Below are 26,557 nucleotides of genomic sequence, written 5' to 3' on the forward strand. Positions count from 1 at the left end.
CCCGAGCGGATGCACAACTACTACACGCACCTGTACAACCGGGCGGTCTTCGACGTGCTGGAGGCCGAGCGTGGCGAGGGCGAGGCGGTGCTGTTCGCCCGGTCGGCCACCGCCGGTGGCCAGCAGTTCCCGGTGCCCCGAGCGGATGCACAACTACTACACGCACCTGTACAACCGGGCGGTCTTCGACGTGCTGGAGGCCGAGCGTGGCGAGGGCGAGGCGGTGCTGTTCGCCCGGTCGGCCACCGCCGGKGGCCAGCAGTTCCCGGTGCACTGGGGCGGCGACTGCGAGTCGACGTTCGTCTCGATGGCCGAGTCGCTGCGCGGCGGGCTGTCGCTCGCGKCGTCGGGCTTCGGGTTCTGGAGCCACGACATCGGCGGGTTCGAGGGCACCCCCGACGCGGCCGTGTTCAAGCGTTGGCTGGCGTTCGGGCTGCTCTCCTCGCACAGCCGCCTGCACGGCTCGGACTCCTACCGGGTGCCGTGGGCGTTCGACGAGGAAGCCGTCGACGTCACCCGGCGCTTCACATCGCTGAAGCACCAGCTCATGCCGTACTTGGCCGCGGCGGGCGTGGAGGCGCACGAGGAGGGGGTGCCGGTCATGCGGCCGATGGTGCTGGAGTTCCCGGACGACCCGGGCGCGGCCACCGTCGACACCCAGTACATGCTCGGGCCCGACCTGCTGGTCGCTCCGGTGTTCAGCGCCGAGGGCGACGTGGACGTCTACGTGCCGGAGGGCACCTGGACGTCTCTGCTCACGGGGGATCGGGTCACCGGACCGCGCTGGGTCCGCGAGCGGCACGGCTTCGACTCGGTCCCGCTGTACGTCCGGCCGGGGACGGTGCTGGCGCAGGGGGCCCGCACCGACCGGCCGGACTATGACTGGGCCGACGGCGTCACGCTGCGCCTGTTCGACCTGCCCGACGGTCACCGGTCGGTCGTCACCGTGCCGGCGGTCGGGGCGCGGTCGGCGGTGACCTTCGTGGTGACGCGGGCGGGTGCACGGCTGCACGTGGAGGCACGGGGCGCGAGCGCTCCATGGTCGGTGGCAGTCGAGCCCGCAGGTGGCCGGGTGGCGCAACGGGTCGCGGTGCCGACGGGCCGCACCGAGGTCACGCTGGACGTTCGGGGCGACTGAAGGGGTCGGGCCCTACAGTGCCCGGTATGACGGACGCGAGCACTCTCGACTGGACCGTGTTCGTGCTGGTCGTGACGCTGCGGCTGGTGGTGCCGCTGTTCATCCCGCGGTTCCCGCTGCCGGCCATCCTGGCGGCCCTGGTGATCGACGGGATCGACCAGACGGTGTTCGCCACGTTCACCGATCTGTCGCTCGAGAACTACCAGTCGTACGACAAGGCGCTCGACATCTACTACCTGACGGTCGCCTACCTGTCGGTGCTGCGGAACTGGCGCAACCCGTTCGCGGTCGGGGTGGCGGCCTTCCTCTGGTACTACCGGCTGGTCGGGGTGCTCCTGTTCGAGCTCACCGGCGAGCGTTGGCTGCTCATGGTGTTCCCGAACACGTTCGAGTACTTCTTCATCGCGATCGAGGTGGTCCGCACACGCTGGGACGCGTCGCGCCTGAGCAAGGCCGCGTTCCTCTGGACGGCAGGGCTCATCTGGGTGGTGATCAAGCTGCCGCAGGAGTGGTGGATCCACGTCGCCCAGCTGGACTTCACCGACGAGTTCCGGCGACTGGTCGACGAGCATCCGTGGACCTGGGCCGTGCTGGCGATCCTCGCGGTGGTCCTGGTCGTCGTCGGGCGACGCGTGGTCCGGGGCCTGCCGCCCGCGGACTGGCCGTTCACGCTGGACTCGGACGTCGTCGCCGAGCGCGTGGGCTGGCTCCCGCGGGGTCCGGTCGCCGTCGCGCCGAGCGGCGTCGGGCATCTCGTCGAGAAGGTCGTCCTGGCCGGTCTGGTCACGCTCATCCTGTTCGAGTCGTACCCGTCGCTGGAGGGCCGGCTGTCCGTGGTGGCGCTCGTCGTCACGGGGACCGTGCTGGTGCACGCGGGGCTGGCGCTCTGGCGAGGCCGACGGCGCGGGTCGCTCGGCGTCCAGGTGGCCGCCAACACCGTCATCAGCATCGTCGCGATGCTCGTCTTCGCGGTGTTCGCCACCGGGCAGCGCGGGCAGGTGTCGGCGGGCGACGTGCTCCTGTTCGCCTACGTCGTGGCGCTCATCGTGACGCTCTACGACCGCTACTCCGCCCGCCGCGAGGCGTGCGAGCTGGGGACGCCGTCGTCGTCGATCGGCTCGAGCTCGGTGGCCCGGACGCCCAGCAGGCGTGCCACCAGGGGACCCGTGCTCCCGTAGACGATCGCCGTGAACAAGACCACGCCGAAGACGATCGGGACGAGCGCCGGGAACGGCTTCCCGGCGTCCTCGAACTGCAACGCGAAGACGCTCGCCGTGGACGCCGCGACGATGCCGCGGGGGGCCATCCAGGCGACCATCGCGCGCTCCCGCCGGGACAGCACCGTGCGCACCGTGGCGAGGCCGGCCGCGAGCGGGCGGACGCCGAGCACCAGGAACGCGAGTAGGACGAGCGTCGCCGGCAGGTACCGGACGAGGGCGTCGAGGTCGATCCGGGCCGACAGGACGATGAACAGCGAGCCGATCAGGAGCATCCCCACATGGCTGCCGAACTCGTGCAGCGCCTCCAGTCGCACCCACGGCTGGTTGGCGAGCGCGACACCCAGAGCCGTCGTCGCCCACAGACCCGACTCCTCGCCGACGGACTCCGCGACCGCGAACGCCGCGAGCGCGACCGCGACCCCGAGCGCGACGTGGGTGGCCGCCGGGGCACGCCCGAATCGGACGACCGCCAAGTACGCCGCGGCCGCCACGAGACCGGTGAGGATGCCCACGACGGCCGTGGTGCCGAGCCCGACCCCGCTGCTGTGCAGCGCGAGGTGGACCATGCTCAGCGCGACGGTCGCGCCGATCGGGTCGATGAAGATCCCCTCGAACGCCAGGACCGACTCCAGCGGCTGCTTCGGCCGGATCACCGCGAGCAGCGGACCGACGACCGTGGGTCCGGAGACGATGAGGATCGCCCCGATGACCGCCGCCCGGCTGAGGGGCAGGTCGAAGACCCACTGCGCGAGCAGCGTCGTGCAGATGCCCGTGACGACGGCGCCGGTCGTGACCAGCCCGAGCACGGGTCGTCGCGCTCCGCCGTGCAGGCGGGAGAAGTCGAGCTTGAGGGACTCCTCGAACAGCAGCAGCCCGACGGCCATCGACACCAGCGGGAACAGGGCGTCGCCCAGGAGCGCGTCCGGGTCCACCCAGCCGAGGACCGGTCCGGCCAGCAGCCCGAGCACCAGCAGCACGATGATCGACGGGACGCGCGCCGCATGGCCCAGGAGCTGTCCCAGCACGCCGAGCAGGACGATCGCGGCGATGCCGGCGGCGAACCCGAGCTCCATGACCGACATTGTGTCGGGCGAGGGCCCGCCCAGTCGTCGGTTCGTCGTCGGCTACGTTGACGGGTGGCCTGATCAGGGGCCTGAACGCGCACAGGAGGAGGCGGCATGAGCGGCACCCCACCGTCCGGGCGGCAGTACCGCATCATGGCGGGCGACCACGAGGCGGTCGTCACGCAGGTCGGCGCCGGCCTGCGGCAGTGCACGCTCGACGGCCGCGCGGTGCTCGACGGTTTCGAGGAGGACGAGCGCGCACCCGACGGGCGGGGGCAGGTGCTCGCGCCGTTCCCGAACCGGATCGCGGACGGGCGGTACACGTTCGGGGGTCGCACGTGCCAGGTCGCGCTGGACGAGCCGGAACGCGGCAACGCCATCCACGGCATGGTGCGCTGGCTGGACTGGACCGAGGTGTCCTTCACCGAGCACGACGTCGTGCTCGCCTGCGTGCTGCGACCGCAGCCCGGGTACTCGTGGGAGCTCACCCTGCAGGTCGGGTACCACCTCGACCAGGGCGGACTCACGGTCGCGTCGTCGGCGACCAACACGGGCGCCGAGCCGGCCCCGTTCGGCATGGGGTTCCACCCGTACCTCGGCCTGGGCGCTCCCGTCGACGGGCTCGAGCTGCTGGTGCCCGCCGGGAACCACTCGCCGGTCCCGGCCGACCGGGACGAGCGACCCGTGCCGGTCGACGTGACGGGCACACCGCTCGACTTCCGAACCCCCCGCGCGGTCGGGCCGACCGTGCTGGACACGGCGTTCGGCGACCTCGGGCGCGGCGCCGACGGGCGTGCCGTCGTCCACCTCACCGACCCGGGCAGCGCTCAGGGCGTGCGCCTCTGGGTCGACGAGTCCTTCGGGTACGTGATGGTCTACTCTGCCGACGGCGTCCTCCCGGTCGAGCGGCAACGGCAGTCCCTGGCGGTCGAGCCGATGACCTGCCCGCCTCACGCGTTCCGGTCCGGCGCGGACGTCATCACGCTCGAGCCTGGGGAGTCCTGGACGGGCACATGGGGGCTGGCTGCACTCTGACGTGCGACGGGGGCGGCCGGCGGAGGGGTCCGGCCGCCCCCGCCCGTCATTCCAGGACGACCAGCGTCCTGTGGGCGGTCGACGCCCCGACGGTCGGTGAGCCCGCGTACGTCGTCTCGATCACGTACTTCCCGACGGGCAGGCGCGGCAGCTCGAGCCGGGCGACCGACTCCTTCTGCGAGCCCGGCGTCAGCGTGCCGGTGACCTGCGCGACGATCGTGCCGTCCCCGTGCGGCGCAGCCGTGCGCACCGTCGTGGTCACCTCGCCGGTCGGTGCGGCACCGCCCTGGGTGACCCGGACCGATGCGACGACCGTCGCCTGCGTGGCGGTTCGCACGGGGCGCGGCTCGATCCGGACCGACGTCGTCGAGCGGGCCGCGTCCGCTGCCGGGACGGCCGTGCTCGTGGTCGCGCCCACGTTCCCGACCTTGTCGACGGCCCGATGGTCGACCGTGCCGCCCTCCGCACCGATCTGCACCGGAGCGGTGTAGGTGGTCCAGGCCCCGGCACCGACCCGGTACTCGATCCGGTCGACCCCCGAGCCCTCGTCGGTCGCGGTGAGCGTGACCCGCCGCTGCGTGTCCACGCTCGCCGACGAGGTCGGCGCGATCGCGTCCAGCCGGAAGGTGACCGACCGGTCCTCGGAGACGTTGCCGGCCGCGTCCGTGGCGCGGACCGCGACGGTGTGCTCGCCGTGGTCGTAGACCTGCACGGACACGGTCGCCGGGTCCTCGGACGCCGTCCACGCGCCGCCGTCGACGGACGTCTCGAGCGTCGTGACCGCGCGGTCGTCGGTCGCGGTGGCCACGACGGTCGCCGGGGCCGCACGCCAGTCACCCACGGGCTCGGGGGAGACCAGGAGCGAGTCGACCGTCGGCGCCGTCGTGTCCTTCGGCACGGTGTGCAGGGTCAGGAACGTGACCGAGTACGGCGGCAGGTCGTACGTGAACGACGACGACAGGCCGCTGAGCTCACGCGTGACCGGCTCGACCGTGCTCGGTGCGGTCTTGGTGTTGGCCGCCCCCGGCGGCGCGACGATCTCCGTGACGGAGCCCGTCGCGGCGATCTCGACGTCGGACACCTCGACCTGCGTGCGCTGCGTGACGGCCGAGACGTTGACGACCTTGGCGACGATGTCGCCGCTGTCCTCGTCGCGGGTGACCACCTGGAAGACGTCCGCGGCGGGCGCCGGGTCGTCATAGGACATCTGCAGCACCCCGTCGAGGTACAGCTCGATGTGCCGGTCCTCGACCACGACCTTGACCCGGTACGTCTGGTCGGTCGCGATGCTGTGGCCCTCGACCGCCTTCACCTCACCGGCACCGCCGCCGTCTGCCTTCTGCAGCGCCTGGCGGGTGTTGTTCCAGCCGCCCAGGTTCCACCAGAAGTAGTCGCTCGGACCGCCCGCCGCGAAGCCGACGAGGAAGCCCTCGGACCCCGCCGTCTTGCGGGCGTCGAGCTCGAGCGTGTAGTTGCTCCAGTCCTGCTCGTAGGTCCCCGTGGGGATGCTGCGGGCGTCGGTGACGGTGGTGCTGGACTGCACGTACTCGCCGTCCACCACCGACCAGGCGCCCGTCTGCGGCGACCACGCGGAGGCGTCGGTGAAGGTGTCCTCGAACAGGACCTCACCGCCGTCGTTCTCGGTCACGCGGACGTTGTCGTACGCGGCCGAGGTGGCCCAGGTGGACAGGAACACGCCGCCGTCCAGCGGCTTCGGCTCGACCGACGGGGTGGTCAGCGTGCTCGGCACCACCTCGTCGCCGACGTTGTTCGAGAACAGGTGCTGGACCCAGTAGTTGGCGCTGTTCCAGGACTCGTCGTTGTCGAACCAGATGGCGTCCGGCGACCACTGCACGTAGGACTCGTTGGCCAGCAGCGGAGCGTAGGACGCCAGCTCGACCAGGTCGCCGTTGCGCTCCAGGCCCGTCATGTACGCGGCCTCGGTCAGACCGTTCCACCACGTGTTGCCGCGCGAGGCGTACTCGCCGAGGAACACGTGCGGCCCTTCACGGTCGTAGGAGTCGTAGCGCTCCGTGTTGGTCAGGAACCAGCTCGGGTCGTTGTAGTAGTGCTCGTCGACCAGGTCCACGTCCTGCTCACGGTTGAACTCCCACAGGGCGTCGAAGCGTGCGCCGGTGTCGTCCGGGCCGGAGTTCGAGATGATCTTGATGTCGGGGTACGCGGCCACGATCGCGTCCCGGAACTCCGGGAAGTTGGCCTCGAACGTCGTCGTGTTCTCCTCGTTGCCGAGCCCGATGTACGGCAGCTCGAACGGCTCCGGGTGTCCCAGCTCGGCGCGCTTGGCGCCCCACGTGGTGGACGCGTCGCCGGTGGTGAACTCGATGAGGTCGAGCGTGTCCTGCACCCAGCGGTCGATCTGCACCGGGTCGGTCATCTCGGGGATGGTGCTCCCGCAGCCGTTGGCGCCGACGGACAGCACCGGTAGCGGGATGGACCCGAGGTCCTCGGCGAGCTCCATGTACTCGAGGTAGCCGATGCCGTACGACTGGTTGTAGCCCCAGAAGTTCCAGTTGGTGGCGCGCTCCTCCACCGGGCCGATGGTCTCCTTCCACTGGTACGTGCGGCGCCGGTCGGTGTACCCGGACTCCTCGTACGTGCGGAACGTGCCCACGTTGGTGACGCAGCCGCCGGGGAAGCGGAGGAAGGACGGGTCGAGCGCCGCGATCTTCTCGGCGAGGTCCTTGCGCAGCGGGGACTTCCCGTTGACCGGGCCCACCCAGGTGTCCTGGGGGAACAGGGACACCTGGTCGAGGTGGACCGTGGACGGGGCACCGGCGAGCACGACCAGCCGGCCGGCGTCGGTGGTGGCGCTCGAGGTCAGCGTGACGTCGTACTGGCGCCACGTGTCCGAGCCGTCGACGCCCACCGTGCCGGACGCGAGGATCTGCGCACCGTCCGCGCTCTCGACCGCGAGGGTCAGCTCCTGCGGGGTGGTGGTGCGGACCCAGACGCTCGCGTCGTAGGACGCGCCGTCGCGCACGGCGACGCCCGCGTTGTAGCTCGCGTTGCGCAGCCCGTCGCCCGCCGCGGCCGCCACGAGGACGGCGCGGTTGCGGTTCGTGGCGTTGAGCCGGCCGTCGTCGTCGACCACCGTGACCGTGGTGCCCGCGCCGCTGCGGTCGAGCACGTCCCACCCGGTCAGGCCCGTGAAGGTGGCGTTGTCGGAGGTGTTGAACTCGAACGACCGGTTGCGCACCAGCTCGGCGTACAGGCCGCCGTCCGCGGCGTAGTTGATGTCCTCGTAGAAGATCCCGTACAGCCGGTCGGAGATCTCCGCGTCGGTGCCGTCGCCGTCGATCGCGATGGTCGTGCCCTCGGCGCGCGTGAACGGTTCGAGCACGAACCCGGCGGCATTCCCGGGGTCGCCCAGCACGAGCGCCCCGTCGACGATCCCCACGGCCTGCGAGCTGTCGGCGTTGGTGAGGTGCAGCGTGCCGCCGCCGGCCTCTGTGAGCCGGAGGATGGTCGGGTCGTCAGCCAGTGCGAGGTGGCCGTCAGGCCGGACGGCGACAGAACGGTCACCGGCCGCGAGCGTCAGCCCGCCGGACACCTCCGTCGCTTCCAGCACGAACGCGTCGCCCGGCCGCTGCGCCGAGACGACGATCGCGTCGTCGGCGTCCGTCGTCAGGTGCGGGGCGGTCCCCGGTGCGCGCAGCGTGAACGGCCCGTCGGGCACCACGTCCTCGCCGGGCGAGGCCACCAGAGTGACGTCGTCGAACACGGCCGGGAACGTCGTGCCGTCCTGCGCGGCGAGCGCGTAGAGGCCGACGTGCTCGATGGGGAACGTCACCTCCACGGAGTTCACGTCGACCCACGCCGTCGTGGGCTCGTCCCAGCGAGCGGTGGTGAGGGTGTCCCCGGCGCGGGTCAGGCGCAGGATCTCGCCGGTGGACCCGGGCCGGTCCTCGAAGTGGTCGGCGGCGAAGATGGCCGCGGTCTCGATGTCGTTCTCGATCGCGATCCCGGACGGGGTGAGCCCGCCGACGAACGTGAGGCCGGAGCGCACGTAGTTGTCGAGGTCCTGGTAGGCGATGAGGCCCGCGCCCTGGAAGGTCTTCGTGACCGGAGCCTGCACGCTCACGGAGATCGAGAAGTCGCCGTCAGGGATGTCGAGGGTCATGACGTTGCGGGCGGAGTTGTTGCCCTGCCACGTGTCGCCGGGCAGGGCCGTCACCGTCAGGGCGCCCGGGGTGGTGGTCAGGGACCGGGCGGTCGGCTCGTCGTTGACGGCGGTCCAGCGGGGGTCGAGCGTCGCCGAGTCGAAGCTGTCGGTCCACGCGCCGTCGGGCACGGGTGGCGCAGCGCCGGCCGGCCCCGCGACGGCAGCGCCGAGCGGCACGACCAACGCGGCTGCGAGGACGGCTCGCAACCCGAGACGGCGGCCGTGCGGACGGGTCCTGCTGGTCTGTCGCGACAGTGCGACGGGCATGGCGGCCTCCCTGTGCGCACGGCGTCGTGCGCGTCGTCCCAGGACTCCGTCGCGCCCGATGTGAGCGCTAACATCCCGGTGGCTGCGACGACCATAAGGGGAGGGGGCAATGTCCGGCAAGAGCCATTTACAACGTTTACCGAGTTAGTGCGCGGGCTCGGCCTTCCGGCGCTTCGGGACCAGGTGCATGATGCCCACGACCGCGGCGCCGACCACGAGCCCGACCAGCGCCGCGCCGAGCGTGTCGACGAGCCACGCCAGGAATCCGCCGATGCCGGGCACCGAGTGCACGGCGTCCTCGAGGTGGTGCAGCAGCTCGTACGGCGTGTGCCAGCCCAGCTCGTCCACACCGTTGAGGAGGATGTGCCCGCCGACCCACAGCATCGCGACGATGCCCACCGTCGACAGGACGGAGAGGACCTTCGGCATCGCGCGCACCAGCCCGCGGCCGATCGCGGCCGTCGCACCGTTGCGGCGCTCCGCGAGGTGCAGACCGATGTCGTCCATCTTCACGATGAGTGCGACGACGCCGTACACGAGCACAGTGATGGCCAGCGCGACGATCGCCAGGATGATCGTGCGGGACAGGAACGGCTCGTCGGCGACCTCGTTGAGAGCGATCACCATGATCTCGGCCGACAGGATGAAGTCGGTGCGGATCGCTCCGGTCACCATCGACTTCTCGGTGTCCTCGCCCTGGGCGGCCGCCGGGGTGGTGGTGTGCTCCTTGGCGTGACCGGTGACCAGCTCGTAGATCTTCTCCGCGCCCTCGTAGGCGAGGTACGTCCCGCCGACCATGAGGATCGGAGTCAGCAGCCACGGCAGGAACTGACTGAGCAGCAGAGCCGCCGGGAGGATGAACAGCAGCTTGTTGCGCAGCGACCCGACGGCGATCTTGCGGACGATCGGCAGCTCACGCTTGGGCTCGAACCCGTGGACGTAGCGCGGGGTCACCGCCGTGTCGTCGATGACGACGCCCGCCGCCTTCGCGCTGGCCCGACCCGCAGCCGCACCCACGTCGTCGACCGACGCCGCCGCGAGCTTCGCCAGCGCGGCGATGTCGTCCAGAAGCGCGGCCAGACCGCCAGCCATCAGTTCTCCCTCGTCGGTACCGCCGGGTGATCGAGCGATCCTGACACAGCGAGCGCCTCAGTTCAGGCTGGCGTCCTCCGCGAACGTCGACACGATCGCCAGGTCCCCGCCCTGGCGCCGCAGCACCCGGCGCCACAGGTGCTCCGGTTCCGACGTCAGCACGTCGTCCGGGACCGCGTCGACCAGGTACCAGGCGCGCTCGGCGAGCTCATCCTCCAGCTGCCCGGCACCCCACCCCGCGTGCCCGGCGAACACCCGCACACCGCCCACGTGCGGCGCGACCGACGTCGGGTCCGCGTCCAGGTCGACCAGGCCGAACCGGCCCGTCACCAGCTCGACCTCCGGTGACGAAGCGGCACCGCGGGGGAGCGCCGCGACCCCCATCGCACCGTCCAGGCCGACCGGGCCGCCGTGGAACAGCCTCGGGGGGTCGCTCACGTGCTCCTGCCAGTCGGGCAGGACGACCCCGACGTCCACCGTCGACGGGCGGTTCAGCACCACCCCGATCGCGCCGTCCGGGCCGTGGTCGAGCAGCAGGATGACCGTCCGGTGGAACGTGGGCTCGCGCAGGCGGGGTGTCGCGACGAGGAGCCGGCCGCGCAGAGCCGTGTCGTCGGTCATCCGCCCACCTCCCGCCGCATGACCACCCGCGGTCGGCCGCCGCTGTGCCCCGTCGTCACCGACGCCTGCGAGAACCCTGCCGCTTCGAAGAGGCGGCTCGTCCCCACGTAGCCCGAGATGACATCGACCCGGTCGCCGCCGTCGATGCTGATGGGGTACCCCTCGACCACCTCCGCGCCGTGCGCGGCGGCGTGCGCGACCGCCCCCTCCAGGAGCTCGTGCATCAGCCCGCCGCGACGGAACGCCGGCCGGACCACGAAGCACACGATGCTCCATGCGTCGCGGTCGTCGACGAACGGGATGGTCCGGGAGCTCATCAGCCGCCGGTACGTGCTCCGGGGGGCGACCGAGCACCAGCCCGCCACCTCACCGTCGACGTACGCCAGCACGCCCGGACCCGGCTCGGTGGCGCACTCGTCGCGCATGTACTGCGCCCGTCCCTCGTTGGGCACCCGGCTGTCCCGGTAGGCCATGCACCAGCAGCCGGCGCCGCCGGGTTTCTTGACGCCGACGACCTCGAAGAAGTCGTCGTACCGCCCGACGGCGGGGAGCACCTCGATGGCCATCCACCCAGGCTACGGAACGACTCAGACGCGCTCAGACGCGCTCAGCCGCCTGCTCGTCGATCCTGTGCCGCTCGTCCTGGATCGTCGCGCCGGCCGCGACCAGCTTGAGCTCGTGGGCGCGGAAGTGGTGCCCACAGAAGAGCAGCTCCATCCCGTCGGCCGTGGGGATGGTCGCCTTGACGAACGCCTGCGCGCCGCAGCGGTCGCACCGGTCCTGCCGGGTGAGCTCGGGGGCGAGGGTGTCGAGCGTGAGAGCGGTCATGTCGGATACCTCGTCTGGGTCGGCGGGCGGTGCTCGCAGGGCGAGCTCCGCTGTGCTGCTCATCCGAACCATCGGTTGCGTGCCGACCATTCCGTCGGGGTGTTCGCTCAGCGGGGAACTGCCCTGCTGAGGACTCGAGGAGTCGTCAGGAGGCCGTCCTGGCCGTCCGGTCAGGTCGTCACGCCCACAGGGCCTGCTGGGCCATCATCGCGAGCCGGGCGGCGACGGCGTCCACGTCGAGCCCTCTGCCTGTGTACAGCTGGTCGAACGTCTCGAAGCTGCTGACGATCCACAGGACGTCGGCGGCCTCCTCGACACTGACCCCGGCTCGGAGTCGACCCTCGTCGTGCAGTCGCTCGGCAAGTCGCTCCTGCCCCTCGGCCCGACCACGCTCGACCGTCTCGAACGCCCCGCGGAGCGCGTCCGGGTCCAGGGTCCACATCGAGTAGATCGTGCGGGCGACGTCCCGTTCGGCGGCATACACACCGGCCGCCGCCCGCAGCGCCTGCGTCACGGCGTCCCGCGCGTCGGGCAGTGCGACCGCGTCGGCGATCCGCCGGAACCCCGTGCGGTCGAGCAGGTCGCGGCCCAGCGCCTCGAACAGCCCGGCCCTGGAGCCGAACACGAGGTACACGGTCGAGCGGGCCACGCCGGCGTCCTGTGCCACGCGCTCGACGCTGAGCGGCTCCGTCGGTGCAGCCCGCAGGCGTTCGCGAGTCGCCTCCAGGATCTGTTGCCGGGTCTCGTCGGCGGCTTGCGCCCGGGCCTGCTGGGTGTACCTGCGCGTCGGCATGACCTCACCCTACATTTCGCTTGACAGGATGTCCGGTGAAAGACACTCTGTCTTGTGAAAGACAGAGTGTCCGATGAAAGAAGGAGCCATGACCATCACCCGCACCGACGTCCTCGTCGTGGGGGCCGGGCCTGCCGGCCTGACCGCAGCGATCGCCCTCGGCCGCGCCGGCGCGCATGTCACGCTCGTCGAGCGCCGCACCGCGCTGTCCCCCTTCCCGCGGGCCACCGGGGTCAGCCTGCGCACGATGGAGCTGCTGCGCGCCTGGGGCCTGGAGCACGACATCCGGGCCGGCGCGCTCGACGTGGGCACCGACGGCTGGATCGGCCCGGCGCTCACCGCCCCCGGTCAGACGGTCCCGACGGGCTTCCCCAACCCGGCACAGGCGGCCGAGCTGAGCCCCACCACGCCGGCCATCGCGCCCCAGGACCACCTCGAGCCCGTGCTGCTGCGTCACCTGCAGTCACTCACTGGCACCGACGTGCGCTTCGGCGCCGAGGTCGTCGCCGTCGAACAGGACGACGACGGTGTTCGCGCCGACGTCCGCACCGCCACCGGCGTCGAGACCGTTTACGCCCGGTACGTCATCGGTGCCGACGGCGCGCGCAGCGCCGTCCGACGGGCGGCAGACATCGGGATGACCGGTCCCGGCGACGTCGGTGCGTACCTCGCCGTGGTCTTCCGAGGTCCGGTCGCCGACCTGCTCGGCGAGCCCCGACACGGGCTCCACATGCTCGTCCGCCCCGGGCCGCCCTGGGTCATGCTGCCGACCGACCGGACCGACCGGTGGGTGTTCTCGATGACCTGGGACCCGGCGTCCGAGTCTCTCGACGACTACCCGCGCGAGCGCCTCGTCGAGCTCGTCCGGGCCGCCGCCGGCGCGCCCGACCTGCCGGTGGACATCGTCTGGACCGGAGACTTCACGTTCACCGCGCTGATCGCCGACACGTACCGCGACCGCCGGCTCTTCCTCGTCGGAGACGCCGCGCACCGCATGACCCCGCGTGGCGCAGCCGGCATGAACACGGCCATCCACGACGGGTACGACCTCGGCTGGAAGCTCGGCTGGGTGCTCAAGGGCTGGGCCGACGAGAGCCTGCTCGACTCGTACGAGACCGAGCGGTACCCCGTCGGCCTGCGGAACGTGGAGCGGTCCGCCGTCGGCGCGGCGCGGCGCGACGTCTCGGCGGACTACCTGGACGAGCTCGCCGACCGCATCCCGCACGCCTGGTTGCCGGATGGCCGCTCGACGCTCGACCTGCTCGGTTCCGGCCTGACCCTGCTGGCCGGTCCGCAGGGCGCGTCCTGGGTCGACCAGGCGATGGGGCTCCGGCACGACGGCGCGGTGCCGGTCGAGGCGCGCACGGTCGACGCCTCCACCGCCGGCGTGCTGGGGATCGGTGCGTCCGGCGCGGTCCTGGTGCGGCCGGACGGGCGCCCGACAACCCGGTGGGCGGCAGCGCCGGCGGCGTCTGCGCTCGGACTCGCAGTCCGCGCGGTCTTGTTCGACCTGGACCCGGGCCGGACGCGCGACGGACGGAGCGAAGCGGCCTGACCCGGCTGGAAAGGCCCGTGACCTGCGGGCGCGCAGGTCCCGGGCCTTTCCTGGACTCAGCCATGCTCGTGGCACATGGCCATATCGGGACAAAAGGCCCTAGGTGAGGCTCGCGACGCCGGGTGTAGCGTCCAGGCAACGGGCTCGACGAGGAGTCGACATGAGTGACATCACCACGTCGCGGACACCAGCCGGCGTCACACGACGGACCGTCCTCAAGGCTGGCGGTGCAGCCTTCGGCCTCTACTTCGTCGGGGTTCTCGGCGGCAGGCCCTGGGTGCTCGAGGCCGCGGCCGGCGAGGCCGCCGCCGGCTTCCTCGACGCACTGTCGGTGCCGAAGTGGGTGACACCTCTCGTCGTCCCGCCGGTGATGCCGACCGCCGGCAGCACGACGCTGCGCGGAGGCAAGAACGCCGACCTGTACGACATCGCGGTCCGTCAGATCAGCCAGCAGGTGCTGCCCGCGCCTCTCCCCCCGACCACGCTGTGGGCCTACGGGCCGACATCGGCCCGCTCGGACAAGGCCACCCTGCTCTTCCACGCCCCCAGCGCGACGATCGAGGCCAAGTGGCGGCGACCGGTCCGCGTCACCTGGCGCAACGAGCTCGTCGACGCCGACGGCCGCTTCCTGCCGCACCTCCTGCCCGTCGACCCGACGCTGCACTGGGCGAACCCGCCCGGCGGCACCACCGACCGTGACAGCCGGCCCGTGTTCGCCGCGACGCCGGGGCCCTACCGAGGCCCGGTGCCCGTCGTGACGCACGTCCACGGCGCCGTCGGCGTCGGCGACGAGAGCGACGGCTACCCGGAGGCCTGGTACCTGCCCGACGCCGTGGACGTCCCCGTGGGCCACGCGCACGACGGGACCTGGTACGCGTTCTTCCGATCGAAGGCCGAGGCGGCGCACGGCGTGTCCTGGCCCGCCGGTGGCGCGACCTTCCACTACCCGGACGACCAGCGCGCCTCGACGCTCTGGTACCACGACCACACCCTGGGGATGACGCGCGCGAACGTCTACGCCGGACCCGCAGGCTTCTACCTGCTGCGGGGCGGGCCACACGGGGACGACGCGGTGATCGACTCGCGGACAGGACAGCCCGCGGTGCTGCCTGGGCCCGCACCCAAGGAGGGGGACGGGTTCCCCAGCAGCAAGCGGTACCGGGAGATCCCGCTCGCGATCCAGGACCGCTCGTTCCTCTCCGACGGGTCGCTCTTCTATCCCGACTCCCGCGAGTTCTTCGACGGCACCGTGGGCCCGTACCTGCCCGAGGGTGACGTCTCGCCGATCTGGAACCCCGAGTTCTTCGGCAACACGATCATGGTCAACGGCCACACCTGGCCGACGCACACCGTCGAGCAGCGCCGATACCGGTTCCGTCTGCTCAACGGCTGCAACTCGCGATTCCTCATCCTCGACCTCGGCCTCCCGGGTGCGGAGGCGTGGCAGATCGGAACCGAGGGTGGACTGCTCGCCGCGCCGGTGAACCTCACTGCCGCCCACGGTGGCCGACTGCTCCTGGCCCCGGCCGAGCGCGCGGACGTGATCCTCGACCTCACGCACGTGCCTGTCGGCTCCCACATCATCAGGAACCTCGGACCGGACGAGCCCTTCGGTGGGGGGCAACCCGACGACGACTTCGATGTCGCCAACCCGGCGTCCACCGGTCAGGTGCTCCAGCTCGTCGTGGTCCCCGCGACGAGCCCGGACGCCACCACGCCCCCGGCGTTCCTGGTGCTCCCCGCGATCGACCCGCTCCCGACGACGTCGGTCCGACGACTCGCGCTGGTCGAGGAGATGTCCATGGCTCCCGAGCTCGCGGAGGACCCCCCACCCATCGCCGCGCTGCTGGGCACCGTGGACGCCACAGGCACGTGGTCCACGTCCATGTGGAGCGACCCGGTCACCGAGAACCCGGCCGTGGGCGCGGCGGAGACCTGGGAGATCTACAACTCAACCGCGGACGCTCACCCGATCCACGTCCACGAGGTCGTCTTCCAGGTCGCGGACCGGGAGCCGGTGGTGATCGACGAGGCGACGCACCACATCGCCCCCGCAGGCGGGGCCCGGCCGCCCGATCCGGGTGAGAACGGCTGGAAGGACACGGTCATCGCCTACCCCGGAGAGGTGACCCGGATCCGCATGCGGTTCGACCGCGGCGGCCAGTTCGTCTGGCACTGCCACATCGTCGAGCACGAGGACAACGAGATGATGCGGCCGTATCGCATCGGCCCGGAGCAGCCGGGACAGCCGGGGCACCCTCCGGCCTAGCGATGGTCGAGAGCATCCCAGTGACTCTGGAAGTGACTCCGGGGTCGCGACGGGGAAAAAATCCTGGTCAGGTGGGCCCCGTGGGGATCGAACCCACAACCCGCGGATTAAAAGTCCGCTGCTCTGCCAATTGAGCTAGAGGCCCGGTGGAGGGGTGCAACAGCTCGGAGAACCCTCCGGCCAGCCGGCGTGCAGTTCAGGCCGTCCCGGATGCCCCATCACCTTCGCCAGAGACCCTACGACACCACGTGCCCGGGGCGCCCGAGCGTTCGTCACGTGTGCCTTCGGGTGGGCCGTCAGGGCTGCTGGTGGCTGCCTCGGTCGCTCCCGAGCTTCCGCCGCAGCTGGGGGTCCGGCTCGGCCCCGAGGTAGACGAGCGCCGCCTTGACGCGCCGGTTGTCGCTGGCGGCCTCGTCCAGCCGGAGCGCCCGGAACACCGCGGCGACGTGCGACTCGACGGTCTTGACCGAGACGACGAGCGCCTCGGCGATGCCCGCGTTCGACAGCCCTTGCGCCATCGCCGCCAGGACGTCGAGCTCGCGGTCCGTGAGTCCGTCGAGCGGTGCCGCCCGACGCCGCGCGGCGACGAGGGACGAGACCACCTCGGGGTCCAGCGCCACGCCGCCGCCCGCTACCCGGACGAGTGCCGCCACCAGCCCCGCGACGTCGTCCACACGGTCCTTCAGCAGGTACCCGACCCTGTCCGTGACTGCGTCCAGGAGCGTGAGAGCCCATCGGGCGTCCACGTACGTCGACAGCACGAGCACCCCGAGCGCCGGGTGGGCGCGGCGCAGGTCGACCGCCGCTCGGATGCCCTCGTCCGAGTGGGTCGGAGGGAGCCGGACGTCGACGAGCGCGACGTCGGGCTGCGCGTCGGCGACGGCTTCGCGGAGCGCCGGCACGTCGGCGACGGCCGCGGCGACGGTGACGCCGGCACTCTCCAGCAGCAGACGGAGACCCTCGCGGAAGATCCCGGAGTCGTCGCACAGGACGACCCGCAGCGGCGTCGGCCCGGTCACGTGGCCGGCGCCAACGGGAGGACTGCGCGAACCCGCGTCCCGGCGTCGGCCGGGCTGCGGACCTCGAGACTGCCGCCGAGCGCTCGGACGCGGTCGAGCAGACCGGCCAGCCCGCCACCCGGCGCGACCCGCGCGCCGCCGGGGCCGTCGTCGGCGACGGTCACCAGGAGCTCGGGACCGGCGACGTCGACGTCCACCGCGACGGTGCAGTCGCCGCCGTGCTTCACCGCGTTGGTCACCGACTCCGCGATCACGTAGTACGCCGTCGACTCCACGGCGGCGGGCAGAGGCGTCCCCGCGACCGTGTCCCCGAGGTGCACGTCGAGACCCGGGATCCCTGCGGCCAGCGATGCGAGCCCGCCCGCGAGCCCGCCCTGGCTCAACGCCGCGGGGTGGATCCCTCGGGCCAGCCGGCGGAGCTCGTCGAGCGCCGATGCCAGCTGGCCACGGGCGTCGGAGATGACGGAGCGCATCTCGTCAGGGTCCTCGCTGAGCGAGGCGCGGGAGAGGGTCGCGGCCACCGCGAGCAGACTCTGCTGGGCCCCGTCGTGCAGGTCCCGCTCGAGCTCGCGACGCTGCGCGACGCCGGCCTCCACGATCCGCGTCCGCGACGCCTGCACCTCCGCGACGTGCGCGGCGCGCTCCATGGTGAGCCGCGTGTTCTGGACGGCCATGGCCGCCGCCGCGAGCGTGACGCGCAGGCCCGCGGGGTCCGCGAGGACCTGGGAGTCCGCATCGACCCGCGCCACAGGCTGGCCGCCGTCCTCGACGATCACGCGCACCACTCGGCCGTCGAGGTCCAGGGCGCCCGACGCGTCGCCGTCGACCCGGACCCACGCCCCGTCGACGTGGAAGGAGAGCACCAGGGTCGGGTCGACGAGCACCGTGCGCAGGACGTCCTGCACGGCACGCGGGTTGCCGGTCGCCGACAGCAGCCGTTCGACCACGACGCCCCGCCGCGTCGCGGAGCGGAGGCCGAGCAGGACGAGGGCGGCGCCGGCCAGCACCCCGATCGCGTTCTGCGCCCAGAACAGCGCCACGTAGACCGGCTCCGGGAACTGGCCCCAGGTGACGAGCACAGTGAGTGAGACGCTTCGCAGCGCGAGCGTGACGGCAAGTGCGACGCCGGCCGCCGACACGATCCGCACCGGCACCAGCGCCGCCCCGTGGGCACTCCTCCACCGGTTGACCTGGGCCGCGGCGAACCACACCGCCAGTGCAGCACCGAACCAGGTCCCGACCTCGTACACCGCGTAGGCGAGGTCGTTCATCGGCGCCAGCCGGAACCACGGCCTGGTGTCGACGACTCCCGCGACGACCTCGTCCCACAGGAGGGCATTGACTGTCCAGGGCACGATCGCCCACACCCACGCCAGCCCGACGAGGACCCGACGGGAGCGGAGCTCGATCCTCGCCGCGGGATACGCGAGGAGGACCGTCGCGATCAGCGGCACCGCGGCCCATTGCAGGACCCATCCGATCTCGTTCCAGTAGCCGCTCTGCGCGAACACGGAGTCGCTGAGGTTCGCGAGCCCGACGAGTGCCGAAGCGAGAACAAGACGGATCCCGTGGGCACGCGACTCGGGACTCACCCACAGCAGGGATCCCGCCAGGGCGAGCATGAGCTGGAAGGCAAGGGATCCCGCGACCGCCGGTCGGCCGCTGAGGGCGACCGTGATGACGCTCGGGACGAAGCCGACCACCGCCGCGGCAGCCACGGCCACGAGCGCGAACGGACGGGACGACCACCGGTCCACAGCGCCATTGTGCTCCGACACCTGTGCCGCGAGTCAGGGATTCCCCTGGTCCAGGTCCCGGGAATGCCTGGATGTGAGGAGCGGAGCGGCGGAGCAGCGTGGGCGCCATGACCAGGAAGCCGTCCATGACGACCGTCGTCACGTTCGAGCTGGGCCCCGGGGCCGATGAGGTCTGGATGCCGGCGCCCCCCGACGACCGACGCACCAGTCGGACCGGTCGCGCCGTCGCGGTCCTCGTCGTGGCGATGGGCGTCCTCGTCGGCGGCACCGTCGGTGTCCGCGGCGCGGACGTCGCCGGCGACGGGTTGCCCAGCGCGGTGACTCCCGGCCCCACACCCCTGGACATGGGCCCGTGCGAGTCGCTGCAGCTGGCGGGCCAGCAGATCGCGCAGATGTGCCGTGACTACGTCGCGATGCGGCGCGAGCCGGTCGCGCGCCGCGTCGTCGACGGTGCCGGCCGGGAGGCGGGCTCGTGATGGCCCGCGGCCGGACGACCCGGACGGACGACGCTCGGAGGTTGGCGGCCGCCGCGGTCGCCTCGGTCGCCCTGGTCATCGCGTTCGTCCTCGGACTCGGGGCAGCACCCGCGGGCCTGGGCGGCCTCGGGCCCGGCCCCGGCTCGCCGGTTCCCACCCCGCCGATCCCGATGCCCTATCCGTGGCCGCAGCCGTGACGGCACGACGCGCTCGCCATGCGGCGGGCCGGCTCGTCGGTGACGTCAGCCGTGTCCGCTCGAGGTTCAGGCGGTCCCGCCGGCATCGAATCCGGTGAGCCAGCGTACCTTCGGTAGCGAACGACACATGCAGTACCGCGTCATGTATCTGGTGCGTCCTTCCGTGCTCCACCCAGGTGAGGGGAAGGTGGGGTTTCCATGTCCTACGGCACACGGTTGGTGCTGCACGTCAGTCCGGACACCGAAGAGTGGGGCAGCGCGGACGACGACCGTTGGCGTGCTGACCTCGCCGAGCTGCAACGCCTGCTGAGTCGGGAACTCCCCGAGGAGACGCAGGAGCCACCCGAGGCGGAGGGCACCCGAGGTGTCGAGCTGACGGAGGTCATCCTCGCCCTGGGCAGCGCCGGCGCGATGACCGCCGCGACCGAGATGTTCAAGGCGTTCGTGAGCGCGCGGCCGGGACGGCGCAAGGTCACGGTCTCCGTCGAGCAGGACGGTGCCCCGGTGCGCACGGTCACCGTCGAGGCCGACGGGCTCGGCGCCACAGAGCTGGGGAATCTCGCCTCCGACGCGTTCAACGGCCCGGGCGCTCGCCCGCCGGCGACGTAGGCAGAGGGAGGTGAGGGGGCGTGGGATTCCGGGCGTTGCTGATCGGGAACTCGAAGTATGCGCACCGTGACGGGGGCATGACGGAACTGCGCGGCCCGCACCACGACGTCCAGCACCTCGAGAGGGCACTCACCCACCCCGACTTCGGTCTGTTCAAGGCTGCGGACGTCGACGTCCGGGAGAACCTCACGGCCGACGAGCTGTCCGACGCGCTCTCCCAGGCCGCGGACAGCAGCAGACCGGACGACGTCCTGCTGATCTACTACTCCGGCCACGGCGAGCGGCTGGGCGCCACCCAGCAGCTCGGGTTGCTCGGTGTGGACGTCCCGTTCGACCGTCGCCACAACCGCGCGCTGCACACCGCGCTCCTTCGCGAGTGGCTCGACGGCGCACGGGCACGCTCGACGATCCTGGTGCTGGACTGCTGCTACTCCGGACAGTTCCGCGCGGACGAGCTCGTGGATGACGACCTGCTGTCCACGTTCGGCAGGGGCACGGTCGTCCTGTCCAGCGGAGGCAACCAGGTCGTGCGGGACCAGGATGAGCCGGACGGTCCGAGCGCGTTCACCAAGGCGCTCGCCGCGGTGCTCGTCGACGAGACGCTGGAAGGCACCAACGGGGTCCTCACTGCCGAGGACGTGTACGCCGCGCTCGACCGGTTCGAGCCTCGTCTGCAGCCACGTCCGCACCGCAACCTGGCAGCGGAAGGCCGGATCGGCTTGGCGATGCGGCCCCGCCCGAGGCGCGAAGCAACCCCCATGCGGGTTCGCGGCTGGCCGGAGCAGCTGCGGGTGATCGAGGTCGGCATCACGTTCACCGACGCCCTCGTGGTCGCCACGTGGGACAGCGACGGCAATGGCCGGATCTCCAACGACGAGCGCGATGTCACCGCGCTGGACCCCACACGGCTCGCTGCGATCCGCCGGCTCTGCCAGCTGGCCGACGCCGTGATGCGCGCCAAGGGCTACGGCGACCCTCCGTGGCAGCGGCGGGCCCGCCGCGCGCTGGAGACTGCGGGTGCCAACCTGTTCGAGGCGGCCCTGCCCCCCGGGATCAAGAGGCTGCTGTCAGACGTCGAGGACGACGACGTGGTGGTGCAGCTGAACCTCACCTTCCGACCGCCATGGGCTGCGCTCTCGGAGTACCCCTGGGAGTTCATCCACGTCCCGGCCGACCAGGGCGTCGATCCCTCCGGCCTGGCGCAGCGCAAGCTCGTCGTGACCCGGGCCGGTCGAGCCGCTGACCAGCCGAGCCGTGCGTCCGACATTGCCGACGTCGCGGTCGTGAGCAGTGTCGCGCGTCCGTACGCGCGGATGGCGGTCCGTGTCGGCGCAGAGCTGATGGCGATGCCGTCGGTCCGCACGCTGACCACCCCTGACGACCAACCGGCGAGCTGGGCCGTCCTCATGGACGCGATCGACCAGAAGCCGGAGTACCTCGTCATCTGCGCGCCTTTGCTGCGCTCGTCGCGTGACGGCATCCCGTTCGCGAGGGTGGGATTCGCCGACGGCCTCGAGACCGACTGGCGATCTGCGGAGTCGCTCGCCGACGAGCTCCGCCATGACCGCGAGCTGCGCGGCGTGGTGTTGGCGTCGGTCGCTGCCGAGGCCGGCCTCGACGCGATCCGTGCCGCGCCGATCGCCGCGTCCGCGCTCAACACCGCACTCGGTGTCCCCGTCGTGTTCATCTGCCACACCCCTGGCCTCGAGGGCTACGTCGACGACCGTGACCCCGAGGAGCCGAAGACGTTCGTCGGTCTCCTGCTGGCGGCTCTCAGCAGCGGCCACGACCTGGTTCGCAGCGTGTGGTTCGCGCGCGACCGCGTCCTGCGCTACATCCCGGCTGAATTGCAGCCGACGTTCGGCGTCCCAGGTTTCTACTACGGCGCGGAGCCGCCACCCCGGCTGGCTCGGGCCGACGAGCGGCCGCGCGTCAGGCTGGGCAACAAGTCCGCCCCGGGGAAGGGAGGTGCACCGTGACCGAGCGGGATGTGGCCGTCCGCCGTGCGCGGGTGGAGCTCGCGCGTGCCCTGGTCGGCCCGGGGGCGAGCGATCGCGAGATCGCCGAGGCCGAGAAGCAGCTGCACCGGACGCTCGACCCGAGCCCGTCGCCCGACCTCGAAGGCGCGGCCGACGGGCAGACCGCCGGGGGACCCGCCCGTTGGGAGGTCCTCGAGGAGCTGGCCGGCATCGCCCGCCTCCGTGGCCACGTCCAGCAGGAGGTGGACCGCCTGGTCCAGGCTGTCGTGGCCGCTCCCTCCGACCCTGCTACCCGGATGGCGGACCGGATCGTCCAGCTGCTGGAGAGCTCCGGCGACGGGAGCCTGGTCGAGGGTCTGCCCAACGAGGTCGCGTCGCAGCTCTGGGCGGCAGCCCACGACGACGAACGTCCGGACGCCGTCGTCCAGCTCGCCGCCCGGCTGGCCCTCGCGCGCGGGCACGTGACGGCGGCCAGCGAGGTGAGCCGGCAGCGCGACTCGGTCGCCTCGGCCGGCACAGAGCTGCACGCGGTCAACGTGGTCGCCGCAGTCCTGGACGATCTGGCCGAGGGGGACGCCGACGCGGCCGAGACTCGGCTCGCCGAGGTCCGGCACCTCGACCGTGAGCCGTCGGTGATGCTGGCCGAAGCTCTGCTTCGGTATGCCCGCGGCGAGCTCGAGGAGGCCCGCCGTCTCGCGGAGTCCTGGTCGGGGGCCGGTGATGTCGGGACGGTCGCCGTGATCGCCTTGCTACGCCAGGCGGCGGCCGAGGGCGATGCCTCCGCGGCCTTCACGGCCGCCCGCACCGTCGCGACCCGCATCGTCCGGCACGACCCGGCATCGGGTGAGCCCGTGCTGCTGCGTGCGCAGGTGCTGCTCGAGGCAGGAGTGGAGCTGGAGCTCGGGCGCGAGCTCTTGGAGACGGCGGTGTCCCGGCTCGGAAAGCCGTACGGGCTGCCCTGGTGGCGCGTTCAGGACCGGGCGCGCAGGGATGACCGGTACACCTACTTCCGCGTGGAGGTCGCGGCGGCGCTGGGTGAGACCGCCGAGATCCCGCGGCTGGCAGGCACCTACACGGCCTCGAGTCTCACGACGTACGCGCAGGACGGCAGGCTGCGTGAGCTGTGGGCCGGCGCGGTCGATGACGCGCAGGAGTCGGTCGCCCTGCTGCGTGACGCGGCGTCCGACTACCGGCGTGCTGACGACATGTCGTCCGCCGTCCGCTGTCTGCGCGCCGCCCGCGAGCGCGATCCCGGCCCCACATCGGGGCTGGACCTCGCCGACGCGCTGTGGGGGTCGTCGTTCGGGCAGGCGCCCGCGGTCAGCGGGGAGATGCTCGCCGAGGCACTGGCGCTGATGGGCGGGCTGGAGGGCCGGCACGCACCGGACACGATTGGTCGGGCGTGCCTGGTCTGGGGGCTGCTGCTGGCGCGGACGGACGCCGTGGCCGACGCCGAGCAGCCGGTCCGGGCCAGCCTGCGCTGGCGGGCGCTGCCGCACCTGCTACTTGCGTCCATGCTGGACACCGACGCCCCGTACACCTGGGCGCACCTGGCCTGGGCGCTGACGGATGCGGACCTCCGCTGGCCGGCGGCGTGGTCCGGGCGGCGCGCGCTCGACCAGCTCCCGAACGACGACTGGTTGATCGAGACCTGCGTGGTGTCCGAGACGAACTGGGGTGGCGTGCTCAACGACGACGCTCGGGAGTGGTTGCGGACCGTGACGTCGGACGTCATGGCGCCCGGCTGGGCGGCCACTGTGCGCGGCTACGACCTGCTGATCCGTGATCGGGCCTCGGAAGCCGCGAAGCTGGTGCCGCAGATGGACTTCGACGCGTGGTGGTCCCGGGAGATCCGGGTGCTGGCCCTGGCCCTCGGACGGTCGCTGGCGGCGGCCGGCGACGCGTTGCGCGACCTGGTCGACGAAGCCGAGGAGCGCGACGAGCTGCTCGACGCCGCCTGGTACTCCCTGCTCGTCGACCGGGCGAGGGCCCACGCGCTCGCCCAGCGGGTGAACGCCGCCGGTGACCGGAAGGCAGGCTCGGAGCTACGGCTGGCGGCCATCGAGATCGTGACGTCCGGCGGGACGGCCGGAGCCGATCGGTACGAGTCTTCGGTACGTCGAAGTTGCCGCCCCTTCCGGCTCGCCCAGGAGAGCGTGATCATGCTGCCGCTGCTCGCGCTCGCGCAGCAGGAGGAGAAGTCGCGGGCAGTGCTGCGGACGTTGACCGAGGTGGCGGCCGAGCGTGCGCGGCAGGTCGATCTCGAGCCCGCGCTGACGGCGGAGATGGACTCGCTGGAGGCGTGGTGCGAGGACGCCGACCTGTTCGAGCTCGTCCGGTACCTGCTCCGGCTCGCAGACGACGACTCTTCTCTCGGCGGCGAACTCCCTGCGGTGCCGTCCCTGCCCGGCGCCGCCACGGTCGCGGCCGCCTGGGAGTCGCTCCTGGGTGCCAGACCCTGACGTACCGCCACGCGCGAGCCTTCAGTCACCGCGCGGGCATCTTCCGCGCGAACGAGAGCCGCGGTCGCAGCACGGGCATGGCGCTGCTGCGACGCGCAGTGGAGCCGATTCCCAGCACTCCCCGCCGGTCCTGAGCGGGAGCCATGGACAATCGCCCAGCTCGGGCATTTACCCCGGCGCTACGCGGCAGTACTGTCCGAAAATGACACACCGACCCCGATTCATCGCCGCCGGAGCAGCAACCCTGCTCGCCGTCGCGCTGGGCGCCGCACCCGCACAGGCGTCCCAGCCCAAGCCCCCGCTGATCATGGACAAGTCCGAGGTTGAGGTCCAGGTCCTGGCCCTCAACGACTTCCACGGCAATCTCCTGCCGCCGACCGGCAGCGGAGGGCGCGTCGGCACCGTCAACGCCGGCGGAGCCACGTACCTCGCGACGCACGTGAAGAACCTCGAGGCGACCAACAGGAACTCGATCGTGGTCTCCGCGGGCGACCTCATCGGCGCGAGCCCCCTCCTGTCGGCCCTGTTCCACGACGAGCCCACGATCGAGGCGATGAACGCGATCGGCCTCGACCTGAACGCGGTCGGCAACCACGAGTTCGACGAAGGGGCGACGGAGCTCCTGCGGATGGCGAACGGTGGGTGTCACCCGACGGACGGGTGCCAGGACGGCACGCCCTTTGCGGGCGCCGACTTCGACTTCCTGGCGGCGAACGTCGTACAGGAGTCGACCGGAGAGACGCTCTTCGCGCCGTACTCCATCCGCAACTTCAACGGTGCCAAGGTCGCCTTCATCGGCATGACCCTCGAGGGCACGCCCAACATCGTGAGCGCGGCCGGCATCCAGGGCCTGAGCTTCCGCGACGAGGCCGACACCGTGAACGCGCTCGTGCCGCAGCTGCAGGCGCAAGGCGTCGAGGCGATCGTCGTGCTGGTGCACGAGGGCGGGTCACCGACGGCCCTCGACATCAACGGGTGCGCCGGAGTCTCCGGCCCCATCGTCGACATCGTCACGCGGTTCGACCCCGCCGTCGACCTCGTCGTGAGCGGACACACCCACCAGCCGTACAACTGCGTGATCGACGGCATCCCGACGACGAGCGCGTACAGCTTCGGGCGCCTGGTCACCGACATCGACATGCGCGTCAGCCGGTCCACCAAGGACGTCACGAGCCTCACGATCAACAACCGGATCATCACCCGGGACGTGCCGGAGGACCCGACCATCGCGGCCCTCATCGACCGGTACAACACCGTCGCGGCGCCGATCGCGAACCGGCCGATCGGTCACATCACGGGCGACCTGACCAACACGAACCAGCCCGACGGCGAACAGCAGATGGGCGACGTGATCGCCGACGCCCAGCTCGCTGCCACCGACGGGCCGGCACCGGAGGGACAGGCCGTCGTCGCGTTCATGAACCCGGGTGGCGTGCGCGGTTCGCTGACCTACGCGTCGAGTGCGGCGGGCGAGGGCGACGGGGTGGTGACGTTCGGCGAGGCGTTCACGGTGCAGCCGTTCGGCAACATCCTGCAGACCCTCACGCTGACGGGAGCGCAGATCGACCTGCTCCTCGAGCAGCAGTTCTGCGGCCTCAACTCGCCGTTCGCGAGCCCGACACCGGGGTTCTTCAAGGTGCTGCTGCCGTCGGCCGGCTTCAGCTACACCTGGGACTTCGCCGTCGCCAACTCGGCGGCGAACGTGACGTGCGCGACGGACCCGGCACTCGGCGCGGTCAACCCGGCGTCGATCACCATCAACGGCGTCCCGCTCGACCTCGATGCGAGCTACCGCGTGACGGTGAACAACTTCCTGGCCGACGGCGGTGACGGGTTCGGTGTGCTGCGCAGCGGCACCGACCGCGTGGGCGGCCTGGAGGACCTGCAGGCGTTCGAGGCCTACCTCCAGGCGGCGGAGCCGACGGGCATCAGCCCGCCGCCGCTGACGCGGATCACCCGCGTCAACTGACGTGACAGGGCGGCGCCCGACCTG

General features: G+C 71.8%; 19 protein-coding genes, 1 tRNA gene and 2 pseudogenes. 12 read left to right on the forward strand and 10 right to left on the reverse strand.

The window, feature by feature from the left end; all coding sequences use genetic code 11:
* Positions 1-9 precede the first annotated feature (9 nt).
* From ASG23_RS20880 to ASG23_RS19840, 3 genes and pseudogenes are all read left to right on the forward strand, one after another.
* Positions 10-75: pseudogene (locus ASG23_RS20880) on the forward strand (hypothetical protein); the annotation flags it as partial.
* A 61-nt stretch (positions 76-136) separates the two neighbouring features.
* A pseudogene (locus ASG23_RS07805) lies at positions 137-1,138 on the forward strand (TIM-barrel domain-containing protein); the annotation flags it as partial.
* Between the two features lie 26 nt (positions 1,139-1,164).
* Positions 1,165-2,316 (forward strand): hypothetical protein, encoded by a 1,152-nt coding sequence (locus tag ASG23_RS19840; protein WP_056022829.1) that lies wholly within the window; start codon positions 1,165-1,167, stop codon positions 2,314-2,316.
* On the opposite strand, the gene ASG23_RS19495 is transcribed toward ASG23_RS19840, so the two are convergent.
* Positions 2,202-3,431 (reverse strand): cation:proton antiporter, encoded by a 1,230-nt coding sequence (locus ASG23_RS19495; protein WP_162242678.1) that lies wholly within the window; start codon positions 3,429-3,431, stop codon positions 2,202-2,204. The genes ASG23_RS19840 and ASG23_RS19495 overlap by 115 nt on opposite strands.
* Before the next feature lie 105 nt (positions 3,432-3,536).
* Between ASG23_RS19495 and ASG23_RS07820 the strand changes: the two genes are divergently transcribed.
* Positions 3,537-4,457, forward strand: a complete 921-nt coding sequence (locus ASG23_RS07820; RefSeq protein ID WP_056022835.1) for an aldose 1-epimerase family protein — start codon at positions 3,537-3,539, stop codon at positions 4,455-4,457.
* Between the two features lie 46 nt (positions 4,458-4,503).
* On the opposite strand, the gene ASG23_RS07825 is transcribed toward ASG23_RS07820, so the two are convergent.
* From ASG23_RS07825 to ASG23_RS07850, 6 genes are all read right to left on the reverse strand, one after another.
* On the reverse strand, positions 4,504-8,907 hold the full coding sequence (locus ASG23_RS07825) for an OmpL47-type beta-barrel domain-containing protein (RefSeq protein WP_157465584.1): 4,404 nt from the start codon (positions 8,905-8,907) through the stop codon (positions 4,504-4,506).
* A 144-nt stretch (positions 8,908-9,051) separates the two neighbouring features.
* Positions 9,052-9,999: a DUF808 domain-containing protein gene (locus ASG23_RS07830; protein ID WP_056022837.1), complete on the reverse strand. Its 948-nt coding sequence runs from the start codon at positions 9,997-9,999 to the stop codon at positions 9,052-9,054.
* A gap of 57 nt (positions 10,000-10,056) precedes the next feature.
* Positions 10,057-10,620 (reverse strand): YqgE/AlgH family protein, encoded by a 564-nt coding sequence (locus tag ASG23_RS07835; RefSeq protein WP_056022840.1) that lies wholly within the window; start codon positions 10,618-10,620, stop codon positions 10,057-10,059.
* Positions 10,617-11,186 (reverse strand): GNAT family N-acetyltransferase, encoded by a 570-nt coding sequence (locus ASG23_RS07840; RefSeq protein ID WP_056022844.1) that lies wholly within the window; start codon positions 11,184-11,186, stop codon positions 10,617-10,619. Before ASG23_RS07840 ends, ASG23_RS07835 begins: the two co-directional genes overlap by 4 nt.
* A gap of 31 nt (positions 11,187-11,217) precedes the next feature.
* The gene (locus ASG23_RS07845; protein WP_327019464.1) at positions 11,218-11,511 is read right to left on the reverse strand and encodes a DUF7455 domain-containing protein; all 294 of its coding nucleotides are present in this window, start codon (positions 11,509-11,511) and stop codon (positions 11,218-11,220) included.
* A 115-nt stretch (positions 11,512-11,626) separates the two neighbouring features.
* Positions 11,627-12,241, reverse strand: coding sequence for a TetR/AcrR family transcriptional regulator (locus tag ASG23_RS07850; RefSeq protein ID WP_056022845.1), 615 nt, complete (start codon positions 12,239-12,241; stop codon positions 11,627-11,629).
* An 88-nt stretch (positions 12,242-12,329) separates the two neighbouring features.
* On the opposite strand from ASG23_RS07850, the gene ASG23_RS07855 reads away from it, so the two are divergent.
* Positions 12,330-13,796, forward strand: a complete 1,467-nt coding sequence (locus ASG23_RS07855; protein WP_056022848.1) for an FAD-dependent monooxygenase — start codon at positions 12,330-12,332, stop codon at positions 13,794-13,796.
* Positions 13,797-13,956: 160 nt separating this feature from the next.
* Positions 13,957-16,065 (forward strand): multicopper oxidase family protein, encoded by a 2,109-nt coding sequence (locus ASG23_RS07860; RefSeq protein ID WP_082515982.1) that lies wholly within the window; start codon positions 13,957-13,959, stop codon positions 16,063-16,065.
* A 72-nt stretch (positions 16,066-16,137) separates the two neighbouring features.
* Here the strand turns inward: ASG23_RS07860 and ASG23_RS07865 are convergent.
* The 3 genes from ASG23_RS07865 to ASG23_RS07875 form a co-directional block, all read right to left on the reverse strand.
* Positions 16,138-16,210 (reverse strand) — tRNA-Lys (locus ASG23_RS07865).
* Positions 16,211-16,361: 151 nt separating this feature from the next.
* The gene (locus ASG23_RS07870) at positions 16,362-17,084 is read right to left on the reverse strand and encodes a response regulator transcription factor (protein ID WP_235520959.1); all 723 of its coding nucleotides are present in this window, start codon (positions 17,082-17,084) and stop codon (positions 16,362-16,364) included.
* Positions 17,081-18,841 (reverse strand): sensor histidine kinase, encoded by a 1,761-nt coding sequence (locus tag ASG23_RS07875; RefSeq protein ID WP_056022851.1) that lies wholly within the window; start codon positions 18,839-18,841, stop codon positions 17,081-17,083. The genes ASG23_RS07870 and ASG23_RS07875 overlap by 4 nt, the downstream gene beginning before the upstream one ends.
* A 125-nt stretch (positions 18,842-18,966) precedes the next feature.
* Between ASG23_RS07875 and ASG23_RS07880 the strand changes: the two genes are divergently transcribed.
* The 6 genes from ASG23_RS07880 (at position 18,967) to ASG23_RS07905 (ending at position 26,533) form a co-directional block, all read left to right on the forward strand.
* Entirely contained in the window at positions 18,967-19,317 is a 351-nt protein-coding gene (locus ASG23_RS07880; RefSeq protein WP_157465585.1) for a hypothetical protein, read from the forward strand.
* 41 nt (positions 19,318-19,358) lie between these two features.
* Positions 19,359-19,514 (forward strand): hypothetical protein, encoded by a 156-nt coding sequence (locus ASG23_RS07885; protein WP_157465586.1) that lies wholly within the window; start codon positions 19,359-19,361, stop codon positions 19,512-19,514.
* A gap of 198 nt (positions 19,515-19,712) precedes the next feature.
* Complete coding sequence (locus ASG23_RS07890; RefSeq protein WP_056022861.1) at positions 19,713-20,123, forward strand: effector-associated constant component EACC1; 411 nt, start codon at positions 19,713-19,715, stop codon at positions 20,121-20,123.
* 20 nt (positions 20,124-20,143) lie between these two features.
* Positions 20,144-22,102 carry a caspase, EACC1-associated type gene (locus ASG23_RS07895; RefSeq protein WP_056022864.1) on the forward strand — a complete coding sequence of 653 codons (1,959 nt, stop codon included), beginning with the start codon at positions 20,144-20,146 and terminating at the stop codon, positions 22,100-22,102.
* Positions 22,099-24,564, forward strand: coding sequence for a hypothetical protein (locus tag ASG23_RS07900; RefSeq protein WP_056022867.1), 2,466 nt, complete (start codon positions 22,099-22,101; stop codon positions 24,562-24,564). Before ASG23_RS07895 ends, ASG23_RS07900 begins: the two co-directional genes overlap by 4 nt.
* Before the next feature lie 202 nt (positions 24,565-24,766).
* Positions 24,767-26,533 (forward strand): bifunctional metallophosphatase/5'-nucleotidase, encoded by a 1,767-nt coding sequence (locus ASG23_RS07905; RefSeq protein ID WP_056022869.1) that lies wholly within the window; start codon positions 24,767-24,769, stop codon positions 26,531-26,533.
* Positions 26,534-26,557 lie beyond the last annotated feature (24 nt).

Source organism: Cellulomonas sp. Leaf395, assembly GCF_001424125.1.
GTDB lineage: Bacteria > Actinomycetota > Actinomycetes > Actinomycetales > Cellulomonadaceae > Cellulomonas.

What these genes read in the sequence shown, in the direction of transcription:
- ASG23_RS19840 (WP_056022829.1), top strand. Translation starts at nt 1,165, where the DNA reads ATGACGGACGCGAGCACTCTCGACTGGACCGTGTTCGTGCTGGTCGTG.
- ASG23_RS19495 (WP_162242678.1), bottom strand. Translation starts at nt 3,431, where the DNA reads ATGGAGCTCGGGTTCGCCGCCGGCATCGCCGCGATCGTCCTGCTCGGC.
- ASG23_RS07820 (WP_056022835.1), top strand. Translation starts at nt 3,537, where the DNA reads ATGAGCGGCACCCCACCGTCCGGGCGGCAGTACCGCATCATGGCGGGC.
- ASG23_RS07825 (WP_157465584.1), bottom strand. Translation starts at nt 8,907, where the DNA reads ATGCCCGTCGCACTGTCGCGACAGACCAGCAGGACCCGTCCGCACGGC.
- ASG23_RS07830 (WP_056022837.1), bottom strand. Translation starts at nt 9,999, where the DNA reads ATGGCTGGCGGTCTGGCCGCGCTTCTGGACGACATCGCCGCGCTGGCG.
- ASG23_RS07835 (WP_056022840.1), bottom strand. Translation starts at nt 10,620, where the DNA reads ATGACCGACGACACGGCTCTGCGCGGCCGGCTCCTCGTCGCGACACCC.
- ASG23_RS07840 (WP_056022844.1), bottom strand. Translation starts at nt 11,186, where the DNA reads ATGGCCATCGAGGTGCTCCCCGCCGTCGGGCGGTACGACGACTTCTTC.
- ASG23_RS07845 (WP_327019464.1), bottom strand. Translation starts at nt 11,511, where the DNA reads ATGAGCAGCACAGCGGAGCTCGCCCTGCGAGCACCGCCCGCCGACCCA.
- ASG23_RS07850 (WP_056022845.1), bottom strand. Translation starts at nt 12,241, where the DNA reads ATGCCGACGCGCAGGTACACCCAGCAGGCCCGGGCGCAAGCCGCCGAC.
- ASG23_RS07855 (WP_056022848.1), top strand. Translation starts at nt 12,330, where the DNA reads ATGACCATCACCCGCACCGACGTCCTCGTCGTGGGGGCCGGGCCTGCC.
- ASG23_RS07860 (WP_082515982.1), top strand. Translation starts at nt 13,957, where the DNA reads ATGAGTGACATCACCACGTCGCGGACACCAGCCGGCGTCACACGACGG.
- ASG23_RS07880 (WP_157465585.1), top strand. Translation starts at nt 18,967, where the DNA reads ATGACGACCGTCGTCACGTTCGAGCTGGGCCCCGGGGCCGATGAGGTC.
- ASG23_RS07890 (WP_056022861.1), top strand. Translation starts at nt 19,713, where the DNA reads ATGTCCTACGGCACACGGTTGGTGCTGCACGTCAGTCCGGACACCGAA.
- ASG23_RS07905 (WP_056022869.1), top strand. Translation starts at nt 24,767, where the DNA reads ATGACACACCGACCCCGATTCATCGCCGCCGGAGCAGCAACCCTGCTC.